Raw genomic sequence first — 22,711 nt, 5'->3', positions numbered from 1 at the left:
GATTTACCAGTAACAGTAGGCTTTTGAACCTAAAATAAGCCGTAAATGCGATTTTTTCTTTCGTTTCTATAAAAAAAAGTTCCCTTATGATAAAGGGAACCCGTTTTATTAAGCATTCATGTTTTCCATACGCATATCTCTGTTTTTCTCAGTTTCTGCGACATAAACCGCACATGCAGCATCACCTGAAATATTAACCGCCGTCCGTGTCATGTCCAACAGACGATCGATTCCGATAACCAGGCCGATGCCTTCAGGAGGCAAACCGACACTGCTCAATACCATGGCCAGCATAATCAAGCCTACTCCTGGAACACCCGCTGTACCGATACTTGCCAACACAGCTGTCAGCACAACCGTTACCATATCCATCGCTGATAAATCAATGCCATATGCTTGGGCGATGAACATTGTTGCAACACCTTGCATAATTGCTGTACCGTCCATGTTGATCGTGGCACCTAGAGGCTGCACAAAAGAACTGACGGATTTCGGCACACCTAGTTTTTCCTGTGCCACTTCCATTGAAATCGGCAAAGTCGCCGTACTGCTTGACGTACTGAATCCTACACTCATTGCAGGTGCGAAGCTCTTAAAGAACCAAATTGGGCTTTTCTTCGCCAAAAACTTGATGGTTCCTCCGTAAGTGAAAATTGCATGGACAAAGAGAGCTGCTAGAATGACCAGCATATAAGATCCCATGGCTTTCATTGCTGAGAATCCTTGAGACCCTACAGCCGTGGCAATCAAGCCAAATGTACCATACGGAGCAAATTTCATAACGATGCCTACCAAATACATCATGACGTCATTGCCCTGTTCGAATAAATGGACAAGACCTTTCGTTTTTTCACCAAGAGCCGTCAACGCCAAACCGATAAAGACAGCAAATACAATAATTTGCAGCATATTGCCTTCTCCCAGAGCCGCAATCGGGTTATCAGGAATCATGGCCAATAACGTCTCTCCAACAGATGGGGCTTCTTCTGTTTCAAAAGAAGCACTGGATAAATCAAAATCCCCAGCCAATCCAGGCTGGACCACAGCTGCAAGCGCTAAGCCAATAACGATAGCAATTGTTGTAGTAATTAAAAAATAACCAACAGTCTTAATACCAATTCTTCCTAACTTAGCAGGATCGCCAAGTCCAGCGGTTCCAAGAATGATAGAAAATAACACAAGTGGAACGACCAACATTTTAATCAAACTTAAGAATATTTGGCCAAGCGGCACAAATAAATATGTATTCAACGCTTCAAAGGAGTCAGGTGCGAATAAGTTGATCAGTAAACCAACAAGTGCACCTAAGACAAGTCCGCTCAGTACTTTTGCCGTTAATCCAGGTTTTTTCATTCATTTCCCTCTTTCGTTTCTAGACATAAAAACATTTTATAGGAAAGTGTATATTCATGACAACTTTTAAGTAATTCGCCGAATCTACAGTATCTTCAAAATAAATTAACTATTTTAAAATAAGAAAAAGCCTGTATAAATGGCGAACCATTTATACAGGCTTTTGGTTAACAACAAGCGGTATGCATTTTATCTTCGTTATTTTCTCCCATCAAGCTATAGCTTGCCACTTGAAAACCTTTTTGATGGAGCAGGCGGATTGCCAGGTTTTTTTCCGACTGATTTTCTGCAAACAAGTGGATTGGTTTGTTCGGTATTTCCTTATATCCTCGTGTAAAATACGAAATCGGCAAATTAAAGGCTTCTGGAAGCGGCTCTTTATAAGAGACATTATAGGCACGAACATCGAGCAAGGTATAAACTTCACTATCAACTTGGCCCAGAGCCTCATGCGCTACTCCGTGAACAGGAACAGTTCTTTTATAAACGCCATAGGCTGTCAGGAAAACCGGGACGCCAATCAAAATTAAACTTGTGACCATTTCATTACTCCTTCTTCTATAAAAAATCCTTGTTTCCAATTCAGCAATTGGAATCAAATCCACTTTACTTTCCTTTCAATCTTCAAGAACCTTAAACTGATATTTCTTCTTTCCACTTCTCGTAACCACCAGTCAGATTAACGAGGTTCTCAAAGCCACTCGCTTTAAGAAGGCTTGCTGCAATGGCTGAACGTGCACCTGCTTGGCATTGGACGATAACGGTTTTATTCGGATCGACTTCGTCCAGCCGGTTTTTTAACGTACCGACCATAATATGGTCAGCCCCGTTAATATGTCCTTCATCATACTCAGTTTGGCTGCGTACATCAAGCACATAGCCTTCCTTTGCTTCAATCAGTTTCCTCGCCTGCTCCGGTGTTACATTCTCATATGAATCCAGCTTTGCAGCCTCATTCAGCGCTTTTGAAACATCTGTATAGCCTGCTATATCGTCAATACCGATTGAATGCAGAACTTCAAGCACCGGACCCATTGATTCCGGATCCAACAAAAGATAGAGCGGCTTTTTATAGTCTACGATCCAGCCGGCCCAATTGGCGAATGATTTATTGAATGGAATATTGATGGATCCGGGAATATAACCTTTGCTGAATGAAGAAGCCGGGCGCAAATCCAAAACCTGATGCCCTTCTGCAATCAAACTTTCCAGTTCCTCTATCGAATCTATTTCTGCAGGTTCAGAAAGTTCCTTCACCAATTCTAAGCCGGTTTTATTCACTGCTTTCATAACAGCAAAATAGGAAGGCGGTTCGGGCTGGCCATCCAATAATTCTTTTTGAAATGCCAAGGCATCATCATATTGCAAGGCCCAGTTAAACAACTTTTCATAGCCGACTGTAGTTGAAGGCACGGCACCAAGCGCTTTTCCGCAAGCACTTCCCGCTCCATGAGCTGGCCATACTTGAAGATAATCGGGCAACTTTTTAAAGCGCTCAAGTGACTTGAACAGCTCTTTTGCGCCTGCTTCAGAAGTCCCTTGCATACCTGCCGCTTTTTCCAACAGGTCCGGCCTTCCTACATCACCAACAAATACAAAGTCACCGGTGAAAATCCCCATCGCTTTATCTGCCGAGCCGCCACGGTCCGTCAATAAAAAGGAAATACTTTCTGGTGTATGTCCAGGTGTGTGCATCACTTCAAACACCAAATTCCCTATCTTGAACTGGTCCCCATCTTTCAATAATTGATGATTGATATATTCGAGATTCTCATATTTCCAATCTGCGTCACCTTCATCAGATAAGTAGAGGACAGCTCCAAAGCGGTTCGCCAATTCACGCGACCCTGAAACAAAGTCAGCATGGATATGCGTTTCCAAAGCACCAACAATATTCAAGTTTTCTTTCGCAGCAAGCTCTTCATAAGCAGTAATATTGCGCATTGGATCTATCACTACCGCTTCCCCTGTTGCTTGGCAGCCGACTACATATGAAGCATGCGCTAAATTTTCATCATAGAAATATCTCAATAGCATATCATCAATTCCTTTCAGTCATTTATTGATATCAATATACCACCCGGGGTATATATTGTAAAATATTCTGCTTATCAAAGAGATTTCATTTGGTTCACTATAAAAAGGTTGGATCCAATCGCCACTTTTGTGGCATCAGAATCCAACCTTTGCATCATCAGTTCTCTATTGCTGCTCTTCGAAAAAACTTGGCAGTTCACTGGCCTTCATTGGGAATTCCGCTTTTCGCTTATCGACGAATGCTTGAATCCCTTCATCGGCATCCGCATTTTGTCCTGCCCAGTGCAGGAATTTCGATTCGATCAGATGGGACTCAAGCGGATGCTCCTGCCCCAGCATTTTCCACAACAGCTGGCGGGTAAAGCTATTGGAAGTTGCAGCTGTATTTTCAACGATATCACGAGCAATTTCATAAGCCTTCGCCAATGGATCTTCCGATTCGTATTGCATCAATCCCGCTTCAACCGCTTCAGCAGTCGGGATGTAACGTCCGGTGAGGGTCCATTCGAGTGCTTTGCCGATTCCTACAACACGCGGCAGAAACCAACCGGATCCTGCTTCTGGACCGATGCCGCGGCGGCCGAACACAAAGCCGATCTTAGTGTCTTTTTTGACGATCCGGATATCCATCGGCAACGTCATGGTCATCCCGATGCCGACAGCTGGACCATTGATGGCAGCGATAATCGGCTTGTTGACTTTGTATACCTCCAGGCTCACCTGGCCGCCAAGGTCCCTGTAGTCTTCGGAAGATTGTTCGGAAGAGAAAGTGGATCCCCCTTCGGATAGGTCCATACCGGCGCAAAAAGCCCGGCCGCTTCCCGTCACCACGATGACGCGCACGTTATCATCATTGTTTACTTCCTTATAGAATTGCAGCAGCTCCTCGTTCATCTGCTCGGTATAGGCATTCATTTTGTCCGGACGGTTCAAAGTTAAAGTAAGGATTCCGTCCTGAAGATCTGTTTTAATCGTTTCGTACAAGCCCAGCCACCCCTTCCTCATATTCAGCAAGCAATTGATCCACAATTGCCTTGGTCGTCTCCCGTTTGGTGATGGTCGTTACGCCGTGGCCAGCTGACCAGATATCCCGCCAAGCTTTGGCGTTGACCAGATGCGACAAATCGATTTCATCTTTCGGTTTCAAGGTTTTCGGATCGATGCCTTGTTTGATTAAACTCGGAATCAACACATTGACCGGCACTCCACTGAAGGAATCGGTATAGAGGACATCTTCCACTGATGAATCGATGACCATCTGTTTGTAGTCTTCCGGCGCACTGCTTTCTTCGGCTGCCAAGAAACGCGTACCCATATAGGCATAATCCGCCCCCATTAATTTAGCTGCAGCCACATCCGCTCCTGTAGACAAAGAGCCTGACAAAATAATCGTTCCATTATAGAATTTTTTCACTGCCGCAATAAAAGCGAATGGGTTGATTGTGCCTCCATGCCCTCCCGCTCCTGCGCATACAAGAATCAGGCCATCCACTCCACTGGAAGCCGCTTTTTTCGCATGCCGAATATTGGCGACATCCGAATAAACCAGTCCTCCATAAGCATGGACGATCTCGATAACATCGGCAGGAGATCCGAGAGACGTGATGACAATCGGCGGTTCATATTGGCGAATCAATTCAAAATCCTCTTCATATCGTTTATTGGAGCCACGGTGGCAAATGAAATTGACTGCCCACGGCTTTTCTCCGAGTGATTCTTTCACTTCTTTCAGCCATTCAGCACAAGTCTCCACAGGACGTGCATTGAGCAGCGGAAAAGAACCAATCACTCCTGCGTTCGATGCTTCAATAACCATTTTGGGTGTTGACACCAAGAACATCGGCGCCACGATAACCGGCAGTTTAAGCATGTTCAATCACCACCGCAATCCCCTGGCCGCCGCCGATGCATAGGCTGGCTACTCCATATTTCCCACTGCGGCGCTTCAGCTCATAGGCAAGCGACAATAAGACCCGTGCACCGCTCGCCCCTACCGGATGGCCTAATGCAATCGCGCCGCCATTGACATTGACCTTGTCACGGTCCAGACCGAGCTCTTTCTCCACCGCTAAATATTGCGCAGCGAATGCTTCGTTGAGTTCAAACAAGTCAATGTCGTCAAGCGTCAGTTCCGCCCGTTCCAAGGCTTGCTTGATGGCAGGTACAGGCCCGATGCCCATAATGGTCGGATCCACTCCGACCACTCCCCAGGAAACAATTCGTGCCATTGGCTTCAGGCCATGCTTATTTACCGCTTCCTCGCTCGCCACGACAAGCGATGCCGCTCCGTCATTTATTCCAGACGCATTGCCTGCTGTGACTGTCCCCTCTTTTTTGAACGATGGGCGAAGTTTCGATAAAGCTTCCTGATTGGCATCCGGTTTAATGTGCTCGTCTTTATCGACCACCACAACACCTTTTCGCGTCTTGACTTCCACGCCGACGATCTGTTCTGCAAATACACCGGATTCAGTCGCCCGGGCAGCTTTTTGATTGGATTCCACCGCAAATGCATCCTGCTCTTCGCGAGAGATATCGTATTGCTCCGCCAGTTTTTCTGCGGTCATCCCCATGCCGCTTCCTGTATACTGATCCGTCAATGTCGCAGTCAGCATGTCATCGAATTGCAGATTGCCCATTTTCGACTTGCTGAAACGCTGGTCAAAACTGGAGTATGGCGACATCGACATATTCTCGGCCCCTCCAGCCAATACCAAATCAGCTTCTCCTAACAAAATATGCTGCGCTGCCGTCACGACCGCCTGAGCGCCTGAGCCGCATAAACGATTCAAGGTCAACGCCGGCACTTCTTTCGGCACACCCGCTTTCAATCCGATATGGCGAGCGATATACGCGGCATTCAAACTGGAATGGATGACATTTCCATAAAAAACATGGTTGATGTCCTCCGCTTTAACGTTCGACCGCTTTAAAGCCTCAACTGCCGTTGCCGCTCCCAGTTCCGTGGCATCCGTATTGGCGAATGATCCGCCAAATCCTCCAAAAGCCGTTCTTGCTCCATCTATTAAGTAGACATTATTCATATTTCAACTTCCCCTTCCTCGATTGTAAGTGCTTTCAAAAATCCCTATTTGCATAATAGCCAGACAGTCTTTTTTATCACGTTATTTTAAATGACAGGCATTATACAACCTCTATTAGTTACAAAGATAATCTCCAGTTATCATTTTCTGAAAATTACGACTCAAATTAATAGTAAGCTTCATCCCAAAAAAATGCAACGAAGCTTTCACTTCTCATTTAAATTTCAACTCTTCGTTTAAACTTCCAAGAAATGGCCCTCTAATCTTTTTTCCCTAACTGCTCCTTTACCGCAATATCCATTTCATCTGCCCAGCGGTAAACCGTACTACTGGAGACTCCGAGTATATTTGCGGCAGAAGAAATACTTTCCGCCTGATTTAACGCTGCAATTAGCATACTTTTTTTTGTTTTATTTGCGTGTGTTTCATAAAGATGGCTAACACAGTTTCCTGATTGAAATTCTTTTTGAATATAAGAAGGCAAATAATTTATCCCAATAACTTTGTCTTCACTGAACACTTGCATCTGCTCTATAACATTCTTTAACTCCCTGAGATTTCCTGGCCAGCTGTAAACCATGAAGGCGGATATGACTTCTTGGGATAGTCTTCTCGCATTTGAAAAATAGCCTGCGAGCAACGGGATATCACATAGTCTCTTGCGGAGCGGCGGAATTTCCAAAGTTAACGCATTCAACCGGTAAAACAGATCCAGCCTGAATTTTTTCGCCTCCACTAAAGACCATAAGTTTTGATTAGTGGCTGCGATGATTCGTACATCCACTGTTTTTGAATGATTTGAACCAAGCGGTGTAATTTCTTTTTCTTCTAAAACACGCAATAAGGTTGCCTGAAGCTCTAAAGGCATGTCTCCAATTTCATCTAGAAACAATGTGCCTCCATGAGCCGCTTCAAACTTTCCTTTTTTTCCGCCGCGCAAGGCATTCGTAAAAGCACCCTCTGCATAACCGAATAATTCACTTGCAATCAGCTCCCGTGGAATGGCAGCGCAGTTGATGGCTACGAAGTTTTCGTTTTGCCTTGAACTGTCGTTATGGATTGCCTGAGCAAAGAGCTCTTTCCCTGTACCGCTTTCGCCGATCAGCAAGACACCTTTCTCTGTCTTTGCTGCTTTTTTCGCAAAATCCACCGTTTTCCGAAAAGCTTCATCTTCTCCAATAAGAGAAGAAAATTGATGGCTTGCTGTGCTGTTCGCCAACTCTTTCGAAATTTTCCGCTTTAAAATAAGAAGATTTCCGATATGCTCTTTTCCGATACTGATTTTTCGGGAAGTCAGGAAGAACTGGCCTCCGTCTCTATTTCCATCACCTGATTCATTTTTTAAAATCACTTCATGTTCATTTATCTTTTCTATAAGAGCCGCTGAAAATGACTTTAGTTTTTCAATATCGTCTATTTTCAGCTTTTCGCCATCGCTTCCGGGAAGGTGGAGAAGGTGGGCAGCGATTTTATTCATACGCAGCACTTCGCCTTGCAGATTAACAATTAAAATTCCATCCGAAACCGACTCCAGGGCAGCATTAAAGTAATGGTCACTCATATACCGTTCGTGTTCCAGCCCTTTTTGCGCAATCAGTTTAACGATTGCTTCTGCTGCAGCCTTCACAAGCGCCAGTGAATGGGGATGGGCTGTATTCAAATATCCGACAACGGTGATGACGCCGATGATTTCAGCAGAAAGCGGATCCCGGATAGGGGCGCTTGAACAATGGGAGGTATGCCATGCTACACAATAATGTTCTGCTCCAATCATTTGGATCGGTCTGCCCGTTTCAATCGCTGTGCCGATGGCGTTGCTTCCCGAATGCTTTTCACTCATATTGGCTCCGACTTTGAAATTCGCACTTGCCGCATTCACCGCAATTTCACTATCCCCAACCAATTCCAAAATGACACCGTCTTTATCCGAGAAGGCAATGATGCTGTCGGTACCACGCACCACTGCGAAAAGTTCATCCAGTAATGGATGGACGAGATTCAACAGTTCTATATTTTTCTGGAGTCTTTTTTCTAAATCTTTTGGCGCACAAATTACTGGAGCTGCCAAAAGGTCCGGATTGACCCCATAAGATTTGGAACGCCTCCAGGAGTCTATGATGCCTTTCCGAACGTCATCCACGTGTGTATTCCATTTAATGTAGTTTGTCCAAGCCACTTTTAAGTTTTTTAATTTTTCGGGGCGTCTGACAGCTGCGTCTTCAAGTTGGTGTAAATTAATGTCGGCCAAATCCATCCACTCCCGTTTTTCAATATGTATAAGAAGAGGGGTGCAACTACTCCCCACTCCTCTCTTCAAATTTCTATACCGTACTCCAGCCTCCGTCTACCGGCAGAATAACTCCGGTTACATAACTGGCATCGTCCGACGCTAAAAACAAAGCGGCTCCAGCAATTTCTTCCGGTTCTCCCACTCTTCCAAGCGGACCGGTTTCATAGTTTTTAGCAATTTCGGGGACATCCAACACTTCGCTGATCATAGGTGTGTTGATGGCGCCCGGACAAATGCAATTGACGCGGATATTGTGCTTTCCGTAATCAGCGGCCATTACACGTGTCAATGCCACAACGCCGCCTTTAGAAGCTGTATAGGCATCAGCTCCTGTGACTCCGATGATGCCGTTTAAAGACGAATTATTGATGACACTGCCTTTTCCCTGTTCAATCATGACAGGAATAACGTACTTCGACATTAGAAAAGTACCGTTCAAGTTGATGCCTAGAATACTGTTCCAGTCATCCAAAGGCGTTTCCAAAATAGACGACATCGTGTATTTGGAACGGGAAGAAAAACCGATGCCTGCATTATTGAATAAAATATCGATGCTGCCGTATTTATCTTGTACGGCACTGACCAGTTGTTGGACATTTTCTTCATTTGATATATCCGTTTTGAAAAACATCGCCTTGTTTCCTGCATCGGTTATTTCTTTCTCCACTTTCTTGCCCGCTTCTTCATTCCATTCGGCAATGACGACATTGGCGCCCTGCTCTGCGAACAGCAAAGCGGACGCTCTTCCTTGGCCGCTTCCTGCTCCGGTAATGATTGCTGTCTTCCCTTCCAATCTCATAGCCATCCCCCTATTCCTCAGCTCAATTCTTCAGCTGTTAAGTTTTCAAAGGCTTTTTTCACTTCATTGGTAAAATGCGCTCCTGAGACGCCATCGATAAATCGGTGATCATAGCAAACAGATAAAACCATGATCGGCGCGACTGAAATTTCATCATCTTCTCCGACCACCGGCATTTTCCGGATGGCACCGGCAAAGATGATGGTCGACTGCGGACTGTTGACGATCGGCGTGCCTGATTCGATCCCAAGGCTTCCCAAATTTGATATCGTAATGGTGCCATTTTCGTAATCCGCCATCGTCAGCTCTTTGTTTTCCGCTTTTCCAGCCAGCTGTTTGATTTCTGCAGAAATCTCCTGAACTGATTTGCTTTCTGCATTTTTCACTACCGGCACGACCAATCCATGAGAGCTGTTGACAGCTACCGAGATATTCACTTCTTCATAAACTGTGATTTTATTGTCATCTTCCAGCTTGCTGTTGACGAGTGGATAATTCTTCACTGCGTTGCTGACTGTTTTCACAATAATGTCATTTAATGAGATATCGCCAAGCTCTTTTTTCACCGCTAAAGCATTGGCCATATTGACAGACACCATTTGAGTGAATTGTGGAATGCTTTGCCAACTGTTCAAGACATTTTGTGCCATCGTTTTTTTGATGCCATTGAGTGGAATCGTTTCCTTTACTTTAATAGTAGAACTTGAAGATGGAGCTGATGCATTTCGGATGTCTTCTTCTGTAACAATTCCGTTTTTTCCAGTGCCGTTGATTGTCTCCAAAGGCACGCCAAGTTCTTTTGCCAGCTTCCGTGCTCGTGGCGATACGCCGCCTTTTCTGGCATCGGGCTTCGCCTGGCTTTGAGCAGCCGCTTCTTTCATGACGTCCTCTGCTTTTTCAGCAGGTGCCGCTTTGGCATCATGTGTATAGACCGACAAGTCCGCTTCTTCATCTGCCGATCCAATAATGGCAATAACCGTATTGACGGGGACTTCAACATCTGCCGGAACGATGATTTTCTTCAAGACGCCGGATTCCTGTGCTTCTATTTCCAATGTCGATTTCTCAGTCTCCAATTCGAATAAATATTCCCCTTTTTTGATTTCAGCACCTTCTTCAACCAGCCACTCGGTTACAGTTCCATTTTGCATCGTCACGCCTAAACGGGGCATTTTCACTTCATACATCCTATGCACTCCCCTTCCAAAAATATTCACAGAAAATCGAATAGAGGCTGGCTTGGCCTATTTCCTTGTCCAGCCTCTGGATTTTAATATTCCATCAGTTCATTGACTACGGTTATAATTTGTTCTTTGTTCGGGGTATAAAATTGCTCAAGATAGATGCTTTGCGCAATCGGTACATCCGGACTGCCGATTCTTCTGATCGGTGCACTCAGGTCGAATAATGCACCTTCCTGAATTTGAGCCGCAATTTCAGCGCCTGAGCCTCCGGTTTTCGGCTCTTCGTGAACGATTAAAGCACGTCCCGTTTTTCTGACCGACTCCAGGATTGTCTCCATATCCAACGGAGCCAACGTACGCGGATCAATGACTTCCGCTTCCACTCCCTGAGCAGCCAGTTCTTCAGCAGCAGCCAAAGCAGTGTGGACCTGCAGAGCCGTAGCAACGATGGTGACGTCTGTTCCTGAACGTTTAATATCCGCTTTGCCGAACGGAATCAAATATTCTTCTTCCGGCACTTCGCCTTTCATGTCATAAAGAACTTTATGCTCGAAGAACAAGACGGCGTTATTGTCGCGAATGGCTGTTTTCAGCAGCCCTTTCGCATCGTAAGGCGTTGAAGGAATGACGATTTGAAGCCCTGGACCGTGCATGAATAATGCCTGAGGACTTTGGGAATGTTCAGGCCCTGCTCCACCTGCAATCCCAATCGGCAAACGCAAAGTAACCGGCATTTCCATTTGTCCGCCATGCATAAAACGCCATTTGCCCATTTTATTGAAAACTTCATCAAAAGCAATTCCCACAAAGTCGCCAAATTGCAATTCAGGAATTGGACGGGCATTCCCAGTAATCGCCATTCCCACTGCAGCCGCGACGATTGTCGGCTCTGCGATTGGCGTATCGAACACACGAGTGCTTCCGAACTTTTCATACAAACCTTTGGTCACAGCATTGATGCCGCCAAATCGGCCGACATCTTCCCCAAACAAAACCGTTGTTTCATCCCGTTCCATTTCTTCGTTCAAGGCTTCCAATAAAGCTGCACGCATTGTAATTGTTCTCATCCGTTTCTCCCCCTTTAAGCGAATAGGCCTTCATAGATTCGTTCAGGATTCGGCAGTGGCGCCGCTTCCGCTTTTTGAATGGCTTCTGCTATTTCCGCATCGATTTCTTTATTGATGTTTTCAAGGTCTTCTTCAGTCACGACTTTATCAAGCATCAGTTTGGCTGCAAAATTGGTGATCGGGTCTTTTGTGTCTTTCCAGTTCTGCAGAATTTCCACATCTACGTAATCGTATGGATCGCCTTCAAAATGGCCGCGGTGGCGGAATGTCTGGGCTTCGATGAAAGTAGGTCCTTCTCCGCGTTTTGCCCGTTCCACCGCTTCTTTGACAACTTCATGCATCAGCAGCACATCGTTGCCATCTACTACACAGTTTGGAATCCCATAACCGTCTGCCCAGTCCGCAATATTTTCTTTGACGGAATGCGTTTCGGATACGTGGCAGGAAATGGCGTATTCGTTATTTTCACAAATATAGATGATCGGCAATTTGTAGAGCCCTGCCCAGTTCAAAGATCCATGAAGCATTTCACGTGACGCTGCGCCGTCCCCAAAATACACCACCGTTACTTGGTCGCTGCCTGTCAATTTCGAGGTATAGGCAGTTCCGACGCTCAATCCCAATTGGGATCCAATTGTTCCGGCCTGTCCCAGTACGCCACGGGCAGGGTCTGCGCTGTGGACAATACCTGCTCCTAAGCCTCTCGTCGTCCCTTCGATTGTCCCAAGGAAATCACCGTAAATTTTCGATAGCGGGACCCCTTTGGCAATCTTTTGATTGCATCCTCTATGGTTGTAGTAGATGTAATCCTCGTCCCGCAAGTTTTGCCGGATTGATCCTGCTGATAGCCCTTCAGAGCCGATGCCGGAATGGTAAAATCCCGAAACCTTTCCTTCTGCCATTAATTTAATCAAATTTTCATCAAACTTTCTGATCTTCGCCATCGTCTTGTAAAAGTCCACCAGTACTTCTTTGCTGTAACTTTTTGTTTCAACTTCCTTTACGTATGTCTCAGCCATTCTTTTTCACTCCTCTGTTTGTGATGGTTCAAAAAAATGCTTTGATATTCGGAAAGAGATTGGTTTCCATCTCGATCCCGATGGTTGTTGATTTGCCATGGCCGGGGTAAACTGCCACATTTTTGCTCAGTGTAAAAAGTTTCGCATGAATTGAAGCTTTCAATAGTTCCCGATCTCCTGGCGGAAGATTTGTAGGTCCGATTAAACCTGCCAGCAGCGTATCCCCCGAAAACAAATAACGGTCATTCAACAAATAACAGACACTTCCAGGTGAATGCCCTGGCGCATGGATCACTTTCACTGAAAATTCACCGCATTGGACCAATTCATCGCCATTCAACAGGATATCGGGCCATTCGCAAACAATCGGTTTGCCGTTTTCCGATGATAAATTCAATATTGGATCGCCCAAGTATTCTGCTTCTGCATGATGGATAGCTACCGCTGCATCCGTCCTGCCTTTAACAGCATTTACTCCTCCGATATGATCATAATGGCCATGCGTTAAGAGAATATAATCAACTTTCCTGTTCCCGAGATATCGCAATAATTCTGCCGTTTCTTGGCCCGGATCAATTACTACACAAAACGACTCGTCATCCGTCACGACGTAACTATTGCTTTTGATTTTTCCCGATACGAACGGGACGATGCTAAGTGGCTTCATTTCAAGCCCCCTTTTCCTGCAAGTTGGATTCCTCTGGAGAAAGCGTTTTCAAATTGTGGGTTCACCGCTTTTTCACAGTGCTGTCCCCTTGCCTGTATTGCCATCCTTTTTAAACCCATTTCACCTGCTTTCCTGTTTGTCTTTTAAGGCAATGGCGCCTTCATTATTTGTATATGCAAATATCGTGCCAACTTAAAACTCCGATTCAACCAGGGACGGGTTGTGCTTTGCGGATCTTTTTTCTTATTTCCGGGAATTTCTTATCGAAAATTCTCATTTCTGCTCTAGTAACGTCTCCTGCTCACTGAATTTGCGACATTCAATTCTTCCCGATACTTAGCAATGGTTCTCCTTGAAATGGGTATCCCCTGTTGGTTTAATAAAACCTTTAGCTGCTCATCCGAATAAGGAACAAAAGGATTTTCGTTTTCGATTAAAGAGGCCAGTTTGGCTTTTATACTCAAGACGGATTCCGAATTTCCTGCATCTGAAGTTGATAGGCTGTGAGTGAAAAAGTGTTTAAACGTAAATAAACCATAAGGCGTCTGAATGTATTTATTGCTGGTGATGCGGCTTACAGTCGATTCGTGAAGCTGCACTTTCTGTGCCAGGTCTTTCAATCGCATAGGTTTGATAAATGATTCACCTTTCCAAAAAAATTCCTCCTGATGCTCAAGGATCATTTCCGTCACTCGGTATAGGGTTTCTTTTCGCTTGTTCAAGCTATTCTTCAAGAATACCGCGTCTTTTATCCGCTGCTGCACATAATTTCCGATATCTTTTTGTGATGATGACAAAAGACTTTCAATGTAGCGTTCATCCAGTTTAATAGGGGGCAGTAAAGAATCAGTTACTTCAATGATCCAGCTCTGATTGAATTTTTTAATCACAACATCGGGTATGGCGTATGACACCGGAGAAGAGTATGATTCTGCCGGATATAGCTGCAGGATTTTAATGAAGTCCATAATTTCCTGCAATGTCCGTCTGCTGATCTTGTACTTGGCCGCAAGAAAATGAAAGGAACCTGAAGCCATTTTGACCAAATCGTTCTCCACCAAAGCTTGCGCAATTTCTTTGAATCGAAACTTCTCTTCGGCTTTAATCTGGAAAATCAAAAACTCTTGCGAATTTGCCGTGCCCACTCCAAACGGTTCCAACCCTTGCAATAAACCAATCAGCCTGATTGCTTCAGGAGTTGAGATCCCCAATACCTTTCCTGCTTCTTTTGCTTCAATACTTAAAAACCCATGGTTGTCCAAACTTTGAACCAAAAACCGCATCATCTGTTCCTGATTTTTTTCCAGATTCAGCAGCATAATCTGTTCGAGCAATTCTTTTTCCATTTTATTTTCCGGTGCTCCAATAAATTGAGCGGGATCCACGGAATTTTTGGCTGTAGAAAAGTATTCTTCTCCTTTTACATGATCCGTATGCTGAAGAAGCGGGTTACCGGAAATTTGTTCATTCAGGAATTCAGCCAATTCCTGTTTTGAATACTGCAGAAGCTTTATCGCTTGCGATAAAGCAGGCGTCATATGAATTGTGTGCAATTGCTTTTGCTGCAATTGAATACTGCCATACATAGACATCACCTCTTTTTATTGGAAGTACGGGGAGTGAGTTTGAGGAACAGCAGGTTGAAGGATAATTCATGCATGTCAAACGGTTGCCCGCCTCACGGAGGGCAACGGCTCAACAGTTTTACCTTAAGGAATCAGCAGCACTTTCCCGATGCTCATTCTGCTTTCGATATGGGCATGTGCCTGTGCAGCATCTTTTAATGCAAAACGTTTGGAAATTACAATTTCCAATTGCTTCTGGAGCAAGTATTCAGTTATTCTTTCCGTACCTTCCCTAAGAAATTCAGGCCTGTGCTTCCTGTAGGTGCCCGTGCTGTATCCGATGACCGACCGGCAACTTGAATGAAGATCATCGGTTTTTGCGATTCCCGGCACCGAACCATCATTGGCATGGCCGAAAGAGACAATCCGACCAAATGGCGCCAAGCATTTCAGGCTTTTCTCGAAGTTTTCGCCGGCCACTGTATCCAGAATGACATCCACACCTTTTCCGTTTGTCAGTTTATTGATCTTCTCTACAAAATCATCTGTCCGGTAATTGATGACTTCGTCCGCCCCAAAGGATTTGGCTTTCTCCATTTTTTCATCGCTGCCGACAGTGCCGATGATTCGGGAAGCGCCGAAGAGCTTCGCCAATTGAATGGCTGTAGAACCGATTCCCCCAGCCGCTGCATGGATTAAAATGCTCTCACCTTGTTCAAGCCTGGCCATCTTTCGAATGGCATTATAGGCAGTGACACCGACAGTCAAAGAAGCTGCAGCCGCTTCGCTGCTAAGCCCATCAGGAATTGGATAAACCAAACTTTCAGGGGCCACAACAAATTCAGCATAAGAGCCACCAGATGGAAAGGCCATCACACGCTGCCCCGTCTTGAAGCGTTTTGCATCTGCTCCAGCTTCCACGACCACTCCTGCACAATCCAGTCCTGGCGTAAATACGGCATCTGCTGCCACACCGTGATACTGTCCTTGCCGTGCTTTGATATCTGCAAAGTTGACACTGATCGCTTCGACCCGGATCAGCACCTGATCTGCAGCAGTCTTTGGTCTTTCTACTTCTTGCAGCTCCAACACATCAGGCTTCCCAGTTTCTCTGACGACAATTGCTTTCATAATGCACCTCCTGTTCAAATCAGAAAATCAGCATACAAGCTCCGATCACTAAACCGCCATAGATCAGTGCAATCATCGTATACCCCATAATGTCGCGAATCTTCAAGCCTGCAATCGCCAGCAAAGGAATTGCCCAGAAAGGCTGGATCATATTCGTCCAGCTGTCGCCCCAAGCTACAGCCATTACAACTTTAGCGGGGTCGACGCCCATTTCAAGTGCAGCAGGAATGACCAACGGCGCTTGAACTGCCCATTGTCCGCCTCCCGACGGAATAAAAACATTCAGGATTCCAGCCGACAAGAACGTCCAAAGCGGCAAGGTGTTGTCTGTTGAAATATCAATAAAGAAGTTGGAAATCAATACCGCTAATCCGGAAGCACTCAGCATGCCCATGATCCCTGCATAAAATGGATATTGCAGAACGAATTGTCCGACGCTGCTGACGGATTTCAATAATCCTTCAGCAAGTTCACGCACATTCGAGAACAACAACAAAGCCGCTGTCAGGAATATTAAGTTGACGGTATTCAAATCCAGTGAAAATCCGTTGGCGATAAAATGATTGATCAAATAACTTAATCCCAAAAATCCACCAATAAGCGGAATCAAACGTGTCTTTTCAATTTTGTCATTTGGATAATTGGTTTCTTCTTTGGCATCTTCCTCCACTACCGGTTCTTCCAAGCGTGACTGTTCTACAATATAGCGGTCTTTCGGATTTTTCGGGTGGATTAAGCGCATAACAAACGGCAAAGTAAAGAACAAAATGACCACAATAGCAATATTAAGAGCAGATAATAAGGTTTCTGATATCGGAATTAATCCGATATCACCTTCAAAAATATGGTCAGCTGTTGCAACAAATAAAGCCGGAGAGGAAGACAAACCACCTTCCCAAATTAAAAACCCGGAATATCCTGCAGCAACGAGGACACGGTAATCTACATCAAGGACTTTTTTGGCCACCATCTTCGCGATAATCCCAGCTACCACCAATCCAAATGCCCAGCTGATCAAGGAAGCACCCAATGCTGTGAATGTCACCATCAAAATAGCAGAGTTCGGAGATTTTGGGATAGCCGCAATTTTTTCAAGTGTCCGCGAAACGGTCTTCGTTAGTGCAAGAGCATAACTCAAAACAAAGGTGGTGATAATTTGTGCTGTAAACGTCAGCAAGCCCCACATTCCGTCACCCCAATACGTCATCATATCGAAGGGGCTTGAATCTGTGAAAATGACGCCAGCAATAAAAGCGATGGCCGTCAGGATGATGGCAAATACAAATGCATCAGGCAACCATCTTTCTGCAATGCGTGCAAACACCCCTGCTACTTTAGCAAGCGGGTTGTTTTTGTTCGCATTCAACACTCTTTCCCGTTCCAATTCCTCAGCACTTTTCACTTTGGTCATCGTTGCTCCCCCTTACACCCATTTTTTCATCTGTTGTTTCTGGATCTTGCCGACTGAAGTACGCGGGAAATCTTCGGTAAAATGAATTTCCTGCGGCACTTTGAATTTAGCAAGGCGCTCCCTGCACCAGTCCAATAACTCTTCAGGCGCCAGGTTTCGGTTTTCTTTTAAAATGACGAAAGCATGAATGGCTTCTTCATATACCGGATCCGGTACAGAAACGACTGCACTTTCAAATACAGCGTCATGTTCATTGATGACGGCTTCAACTTCTCCAGCCGCTATGTTTTCTCCGGACCGTTTCATCATGTCTTTCTTGCGGTCGACAAAATAGAAAAGGCCGGTCTTCGGATCCATTTTTGCCATATCTCCGGTATAGAGCCAGTTATCCTGAATCGTTTCCGCAGTGGCAGACGGATTTTTGAAATACTCTTTCATGATCGTCACACCCGGTTCTCCTCTGACCGTAATTTCCCCTTCTTCTCCCGCAGCAACTTCCTGGCCATTCTCACCTCTTAAAGCAACTGAATACCCGCAGGCTTCCATGCCGATGCTGATGGGATCCTGCAAGTCGTCCACTGGATTCATCAAAGGAATGGCGACGGTCTCGGTCATTCCATACAGCTGACGGAGTTCTACATCATATCTCTTCAGAAACTCTTCGTATTGTTGCTCTGTCAATGCCTGTGCATAGATGATCAGCCTGAGCGGGTTCTGTCGATCTTCAGGATCGTAGTCTTTTTTCAAGATCATTTTTATAGGAGCTGAAAAAAGCGAACCAATTGTCGCCTCCAGTCGTTTAGCCTGCTTGACGTAATTGGTGGCACTGAAACTCTCGGTGATGGCGATGCTGGCACCGGCATAAAGAGCGGGCATCGCCATATAGTATTGGCCATTACCATGGAACATCGGCAACACAATCAATACGCGATCTCCCGGCCGATAACCAAGCGTTTCCGCCATCTGTTGACCAGTATGCAAATAATTCCGTTGTGTCAGCACTACGCCTTTCGGTTTTGAAGTCGTCCCTGATGTATAAAGAATGGCTGCTTCATCCTGTGGCTTAAGCTTGGGCATTTCCAAGAGAGGATCTGCCTGACCAATTTCTCCTTCCAACCACGTTCCCTGTTGCCATTCCTCCAATCTCGAAAATAACAAAGGCAAATCAAAGCTTGAGAATTTCTGCTCATACTCTTTTTCAGTGATGATCAACTTACTTTCTGAATGGCTTACCAGGTATTTCATTTCTTCTTCAGGCGACAAAACATTCGTCGGAACCATTACAGCACCGATAGACAAAATCGCAAACCAGGACTTCATGAAAGCACTGCCATTCGGCAGATGCAGCAGCACTTTGTCGCCTTGTTTGACGCCCTTGCTTTGCAGTAACTGGGCAAGCTTGCCTACCTGTTCATAAAACTGCTGGTAAGTCATTCGTTCTACAGCACCATTTCTGTTTTCGACTACCAGAAATTCCTTATCCGGATTTTCTTTGCACCTTGCTGCAAGCAGCTCTGCAACATTTGCGTATTTCATTTGTCTCCCCCTTGTTTTTGTCATCTTTCTCCATTAATTAGCCGTCCATCCTCCATCGATGTAAAGAACTTGGCCAGTCACATAAGTAGAAGCATCCGAGGCAAAAAACAAAGCCGGTCCAATCATTTCATCCGCTCTTCCCATTCTTTTCATCATGGTCCGGTTAATGATTTTCTCAAACCGCTCTTCATCCTGCAAAAACGGTTCTGTCATAGGTGTAATTATGTAGGCTGGCGCTAAGGAATTAACCGTAATATCGTGTTCCGCAAGTTCAGCAGCCCATACTTTCGTCAGCTGGTCGATTCCGCCTTTGCTGGCTGCGTAACTGGTCTGCAAGGGACTGCCGATTTTGCCGAGAATGGATGAAATGTTGATGATGCGCCCGCTTTTTTGGTCAATCATTCGCTTGGCTGCCTGCTGTCCCACCAGGAAAATCCCCTTTAGGTTGGTTCCAATCACCTTGTCCCAATCTTCTTCTTCCACTTCAACCAGCGGCTTTCGGATATTCATTCCTGCATTGTTAACCAAGATATCAATTTGGCCAAACTCCTGATCAATGTATTCAAATAGCTTTTCCACTTCTGTTTTTAGAGTGACATCCGACGATTTCCAGTAAATCTGATGCCCCTGTTTTTTAATTCCTTCAGCTGCTTCTCTGAGGGCTGCTTCATTTCTTCCGGTTATGAGCACTTCGGCTCCCGCATGTGCCAAGCCAGCAGCAATCGCTAACCCAATCCCCTTGCTCCCTCCGGTAACCAGCGCTTTTTTACCGGTGAGATCAAATGTCGGGTACGTATAGTTTTCCATGATCTTTACCTTCCCCTTTCCATTGAAAGAAAATTCCGTCTTTTACAACTAGGCAGAGCCGTTCTTTAATACAAATGTACCCATTAGTTTAGGTTGGCCCTGCGAGTCTTTAATGTGGATTTCCCCTTCGTTTTCAGTCCGCATGGAACCGGTGATGACGAGTTCTGCCCCCGGATGCGTGACAGCCTGAAAGCGAACGCTAAAAGATTGCAGCTCCCGCTCTGGAAACCATTCCTCGATTGCCGCAGCTGCCCAGCCCATGACGAACATGCCATGTGCAATAATATCAGCCAGCCCTTTTTCTTGGGCAACAGCAGGAACGGTGTGGATTTCATTGAAATCGCCCGAAGCACCGGAGTATTTCACGAGATCAATCGCAGCAAGAGGTTTTTTAATGATGGCCGGGAGCTCTGTCATATACTCGCCTCCAGCACTTCAATGAGGGTCGCTCGCCCTGTTGCCACTGTTGCATTCCATTGGTTTCTATAAACCGTCTCCAATAAGAAGAAGTTCTTCCCTTTTTTATGGAACTGCTCTTTTACAGACACCTGCGCTGTAATGACATCGCCGGCCACGATCAATTCGTGATAATCATATGTTTGCTCGCCGTGAAGCACATTATTTGGATCCAACTTGAGGAATTTTGAAAAAAGTTGATAGAAATTGCGTTCATTCCAGTAGTCGATAACAGTCATAAAAGTGGGAGGAGCCGGTATTCCCCGATACCCTGCTGCTTTAGCCACTTCAGCGTCCATATAGACCGGATTTCCCAGCTGCAACGCCTTCGCAAATTCTCTTATCTTCCCTGCTTCTATCGAAAAAGGAGCATAGTCAAAAAACATCCCTTGTGCACTCATGAACCCACCTGCTTTTTATGAGTTGTCGTTAAATCAATTGGCCGTTTCTTGTCAGGTTAGCCATATCCATTAAATTTGAAACGGCTTGGTTCAAGTTGCTGAAACGGTCGTCGTCGATTTCTCCAATTTTCCAACGGTAATGAATTTGCTGCAAGATAACGGCAAGTTTATAAAAACCGAATGTCACATAGTAATTCACGTTTGAAACGTCACGGCCGCTTTGTTTGGCATACTCTTCAATAAATTCTTTCCTGCCGAAAAACCCGGGCTGGCTTGTAACGATGTTGATGCCCATATCCGGATCATCCGGTTCACCCCAGTAAGCTACCGTAGACCCCAAATCACTTAACGGGTCGCCGATAGTCGACAATTCCCAGTCTAATATGCCGACGGCTTTCCCCGGATCTTCTTGGTCGAGAACCATATTGTTCAATTTAAAATCATTATGGACAATCGTCGTTTCCGGATTGACCGGGATATTCGCCGACAGCCATTGCTCCAATTCCTCCAAAGCCGGAATTTCCTCTGTTTTGGATTGGCTATAGCGCTTGATCCACCCTTTTACCTGCCGTTCCATGAATCCTTCCGGCTTGCCCATACTGGCCAGTCCTGCTTCCCGGTAATCGATGGATTGCAGCTGAACAAGGGTTCTGATTACGTTTTTTGAAATCGCCTCCCCAACCTGCTCTGAACTTCCGTAGGATTCGGGAAGTTGATCGTCGATTACGACACCTTGCTTTTTCTCCATAACGTAAAAATGCTTGTCCATAACTTCTGGATCTTCGCAATAAATATATGGCTTCGGTGCCAAAGGGAAGACCGGATTCACTTTCTCCAGCATCCGATATTCCCTTTCCATATCATGGGCACGCGGTGGTACTTCCCCAAAAGGCGGACGTCTCAAGACGCCTTCCCAAGTGCCGATCCGCACCAGATAGGTCAAGTTTGAATACCCTTCCGAAAATTGCTGAACGTCCATTTTCCCTTCAGGCAATTCCGGTATCGACTTGCGCAAATAATTTTCGACTTTCTTCCAGTCAATCGGTTCCACCATTTTTTCTGTCGTACTCATTCCATCCACTCCCTGATTATCAGTCATATGTAAAAAATCCCTGTCCTGATTTGCGTCCCAAACGGCCGGCCCGCACGTATTTCTTCAAAAGCGGTGCTGGGCGGTATTTCGAATCATTGGTTTCGTTATAGAGCGTCTCTGCTACAAACAACATCGTGTCCAAACCGATCAAATCCGTTAAAGCTAACGGTCCGATCGGATGGCTGGCACCCAGCATCATTCCTTTATCAATATCCTCTGCAGATGCGATGCCTTCCGATAGGACAAAAATCGCTTCGTTGATCATCGGCGTCAATATGCGATTGACTGCGAATAATGGTGCTTCTTTAACCGATATCGCAGTTTTATTGAAACGTTCGGCCACTTGGTGCGCAATTTCAAACGTTTCGTCACTCGTTTGTTCACCTCTTATAATTTCAACCAATTGCATCACCGGTACCGGATTGAAGAAGTGCATGCCGATCACTTTATCGCTCCGTCTTACAGCGCTGGCCATTTCGGTAATGCTCAACCCTGATGTATTGGATGCGAAAATAGTAGAAGGTTTACAGATCCCATCAAGTTCAGTCAACAAACTCTTTTTGGGTTCAATTTGTTCGATGATCGCTTCGATGACCAAATCGACATCTTTCAAATCATTGATATTTCCCGTCGGTGTAATTCTTCCGCGAATTTCATCGCTTTGGCTTTGATCGATTTTCTTCTTCTCGACATTCCTGCTTAAGGTCTTCTCGATTCTCGCTATCCCTTTTTCCAGCCCTTCGGCATTCACGTCATACAAGAAAACCTTATAATTCCCTTCTGCAGCTACCTGGGCGATGCCATTCCCCATAATTCCTGCACCCACAATCGCAATGCTCTTCATCGCTCCA

General features: G+C 45.3%; 21 protein-coding genes. All 21 read right to left on the bottom strand.

All coding sequences use genetic code 11. From position 1 onward, the window contains the following. Positions 1–108 precede the first annotated feature (108 nt). Positions 109–1,353, bottom strand: a complete 1,245-nt coding sequence (locus IRE19_RS00525) for a dicarboxylate/amino acid:cation symporter (RefSeq protein ID WP_203338934.1) — start codon at positions 1,351–1,353, stop codon at positions 109–111. A 167-nt stretch (positions 1,354–1,520) separates the two neighbouring features. Next, positions 1,521–1,895, bottom strand: a complete 375-nt coding sequence (locus IRE19_RS00520) for a rhodanese-like domain-containing protein (RefSeq protein ID WP_203338933.1) — start codon at positions 1,893–1,895, stop codon at positions 1,521–1,523. Positions 1,896–1,986: 91 nt separating this feature from the next. Next, positions 1,987–3,390: an MBL fold metallo-hydrolase gene (locus IRE19_RS00515; protein WP_203338932.1), complete on the bottom strand. Its 1,404-nt coding sequence runs from the start codon at positions 3,388–3,390 to the stop codon at positions 1,987–1,989. 165 nt (positions 3,391–3,555) lie between these two features. Beyond that, positions 3,556–4,374 (bottom strand): enoyl-CoA hydratase-related protein, encoded by an 819-nt coding sequence (locus IRE19_RS00510; protein WP_203338931.1) that lies wholly within the window; start codon positions 4,372–4,374, stop codon positions 3,556–3,558. Then, positions 4,358–5,260, bottom strand: coding sequence for an NAD(P)H-dependent flavin oxidoreductase (locus IRE19_RS00505; protein ID WP_203338930.1), 903 nt, complete (start codon positions 5,258–5,260; stop codon positions 4,358–4,360). The genes IRE19_RS00510 and IRE19_RS00505 overlap by 17 nt, the downstream gene beginning before the upstream one ends. Further along, on the bottom strand, positions 5,253–6,434 hold the full coding sequence (locus IRE19_RS00500; protein ID WP_203338929.1) for an acetyl-CoA C-acetyltransferase: 1,182 nt from the start codon (positions 6,432–6,434) through the stop codon (positions 5,253–5,255). The genes IRE19_RS00505 and IRE19_RS00500 overlap by 8 nt, the downstream gene beginning before the upstream one ends. A 259-nt stretch (positions 6,435–6,693) precedes the next feature. Beyond that, positions 6,694–8,682: a sigma-54-dependent Fis family transcriptional regulator gene (locus IRE19_RS00495; RefSeq protein WP_203338928.1), complete on the bottom strand. Its 1,989-nt coding sequence runs from the start codon at positions 8,680–8,682 to the stop codon at positions 6,694–6,696. A 73-nt stretch (positions 8,683–8,755) separates the two neighbouring features. Beyond that, positions 8,756–9,523 carry an SDR family NAD(P)-dependent oxidoreductase gene (locus tag IRE19_RS00490; RefSeq protein WP_203338927.1) on the bottom strand — a complete coding sequence of 256 codons (768 nt, stop codon included), beginning with the start codon at positions 9,521–9,523 and terminating at the stop codon, positions 8,756–8,758. A 17-nt stretch (positions 9,524–9,540) separates the two neighbouring features. Then, positions 9,541–10,710, bottom strand: coding sequence for a dihydrolipoamide acetyltransferase family protein (locus IRE19_RS00485; protein ID WP_203338926.1), 1,170 nt, complete (start codon positions 10,708–10,710; stop codon positions 9,541–9,543). An 83-nt stretch (positions 10,711–10,793) separates the two neighbouring features. Next, the gene (locus IRE19_RS00480; RefSeq protein WP_203338925.1) at positions 10,794–11,774 is read right to left on the bottom strand and encodes an alpha-ketoacid dehydrogenase subunit beta; all 981 of its coding nucleotides are present in this window, start codon (positions 11,772–11,774) and stop codon (positions 10,794–10,796) included. A 14-nt stretch (positions 11,775–11,788) separates the two neighbouring features. Then, positions 11,789–12,793 carry a thiamine pyrophosphate-dependent dehydrogenase E1 component subunit alpha gene (locus IRE19_RS00475; protein ID WP_203338924.1) on the bottom strand — a complete coding sequence of 335 codons (1,005 nt, stop codon included), beginning with the start codon at positions 12,791–12,793 and terminating at the stop codon, positions 11,789–11,791. 28 nt (positions 12,794–12,821) lie between these two features. After that, on the bottom strand, positions 12,822–13,460 hold the full coding sequence (locus IRE19_RS00470; RefSeq protein ID WP_203338923.1) for an MBL fold metallo-hydrolase: 639 nt from the start codon (positions 13,458–13,460) through the stop codon (positions 12,822–12,824). Positions 13,461–13,744: 284 nt separating this feature from the next. Further along, positions 13,745–15,046 carry an RNA polymerase factor sigma-54 gene (rpoN, locus tag IRE19_RS00465; protein WP_203338922.1) on the bottom strand — a complete coding sequence of 434 codons (1,302 nt, stop codon included), beginning with the start codon at positions 15,044–15,046 and terminating at the stop codon, positions 13,745–13,747. Positions 15,047–15,169: 123 nt separating this feature from the next. Continuing rightward, positions 15,170–16,156 (bottom strand): quinone oxidoreductase family protein, encoded by a 987-nt coding sequence (locus IRE19_RS00460; protein WP_203338921.1) that lies wholly within the window; start codon positions 16,154–16,156, stop codon positions 15,170–15,172. A 19-nt stretch (positions 16,157–16,175) separates the two neighbouring features. Then, the gene (locus IRE19_RS00455; protein ID WP_203338920.1) at positions 16,176–17,567 is read right to left on the bottom strand and encodes a short-chain fatty acid transporter; all 1,392 of its coding nucleotides are present in this window, start codon (positions 17,565–17,567) and stop codon (positions 16,176–16,178) included. A gap of 12 nt (positions 17,568–17,579) precedes the next feature. Then, positions 17,580–19,103, bottom strand: a complete 1,524-nt coding sequence (locus IRE19_RS00450) for a class I adenylate-forming enzyme family protein (protein WP_203338919.1) — start codon at positions 19,101–19,103, stop codon at positions 17,580–17,582. A gap of 33 nt (positions 19,104–19,136) precedes the next feature. Further along, the gene (locus IRE19_RS00445; protein WP_203338918.1) at positions 19,137–19,910 is read right to left on the bottom strand and encodes an SDR family NAD(P)-dependent oxidoreductase; all 774 of its coding nucleotides are present in this window, start codon (positions 19,908–19,910) and stop codon (positions 19,137–19,139) included. A 48-nt stretch (positions 19,911–19,958) separates the two neighbouring features. Next, on the bottom strand, positions 19,959–20,327 hold the full coding sequence (locus IRE19_RS00440; protein WP_203338917.1) for a MaoC/PaaZ C-terminal domain-containing protein: 369 nt from the start codon (positions 20,325–20,327) through the stop codon (positions 19,959–19,961). Further along, positions 20,324–20,767 (bottom strand): FAS1-like dehydratase domain-containing protein, encoded by a 444-nt coding sequence (locus IRE19_RS00435; protein ID WP_203338916.1) that lies wholly within the window; start codon positions 20,765–20,767, stop codon positions 20,324–20,326. Before IRE19_RS00435 ends, IRE19_RS00440 begins: the two co-directional genes overlap by 4 nt. A gap of 28 nt (positions 20,768–20,795) precedes the next feature. Then, positions 20,796–21,839, bottom strand: a complete 1,044-nt coding sequence (locus IRE19_RS00430) for a phosphotransferase family protein (RefSeq protein ID WP_203338915.1) — start codon at positions 21,837–21,839, stop codon at positions 20,796–20,798. 19 nt (positions 21,840–21,858) lie between these two features. Continuing rightward, positions 21,859–22,704 carry a 3-hydroxybutyryl-CoA dehydrogenase gene (locus tag IRE19_RS00425; RefSeq protein ID WP_203338914.1) on the bottom strand — a complete coding sequence of 282 codons (846 nt, stop codon included), beginning with the start codon at positions 22,702–22,704 and terminating at the stop codon, positions 21,859–21,861. Between the last annotated feature and the right edge of the window lie 7 nt (positions 22,705–22,711).

The sequence above is a fragment of the Planococcus beijingensis genome (assembly GCF_016820615.1).
GTDB lineage: Bacteria > Bacillota > Bacilli > Bacillales_A > Planococcaceae > Planococcus > Planococcus notacanthi.
This window is presented reverse-complemented; position numbering and strand designations above follow the sequence as displayed.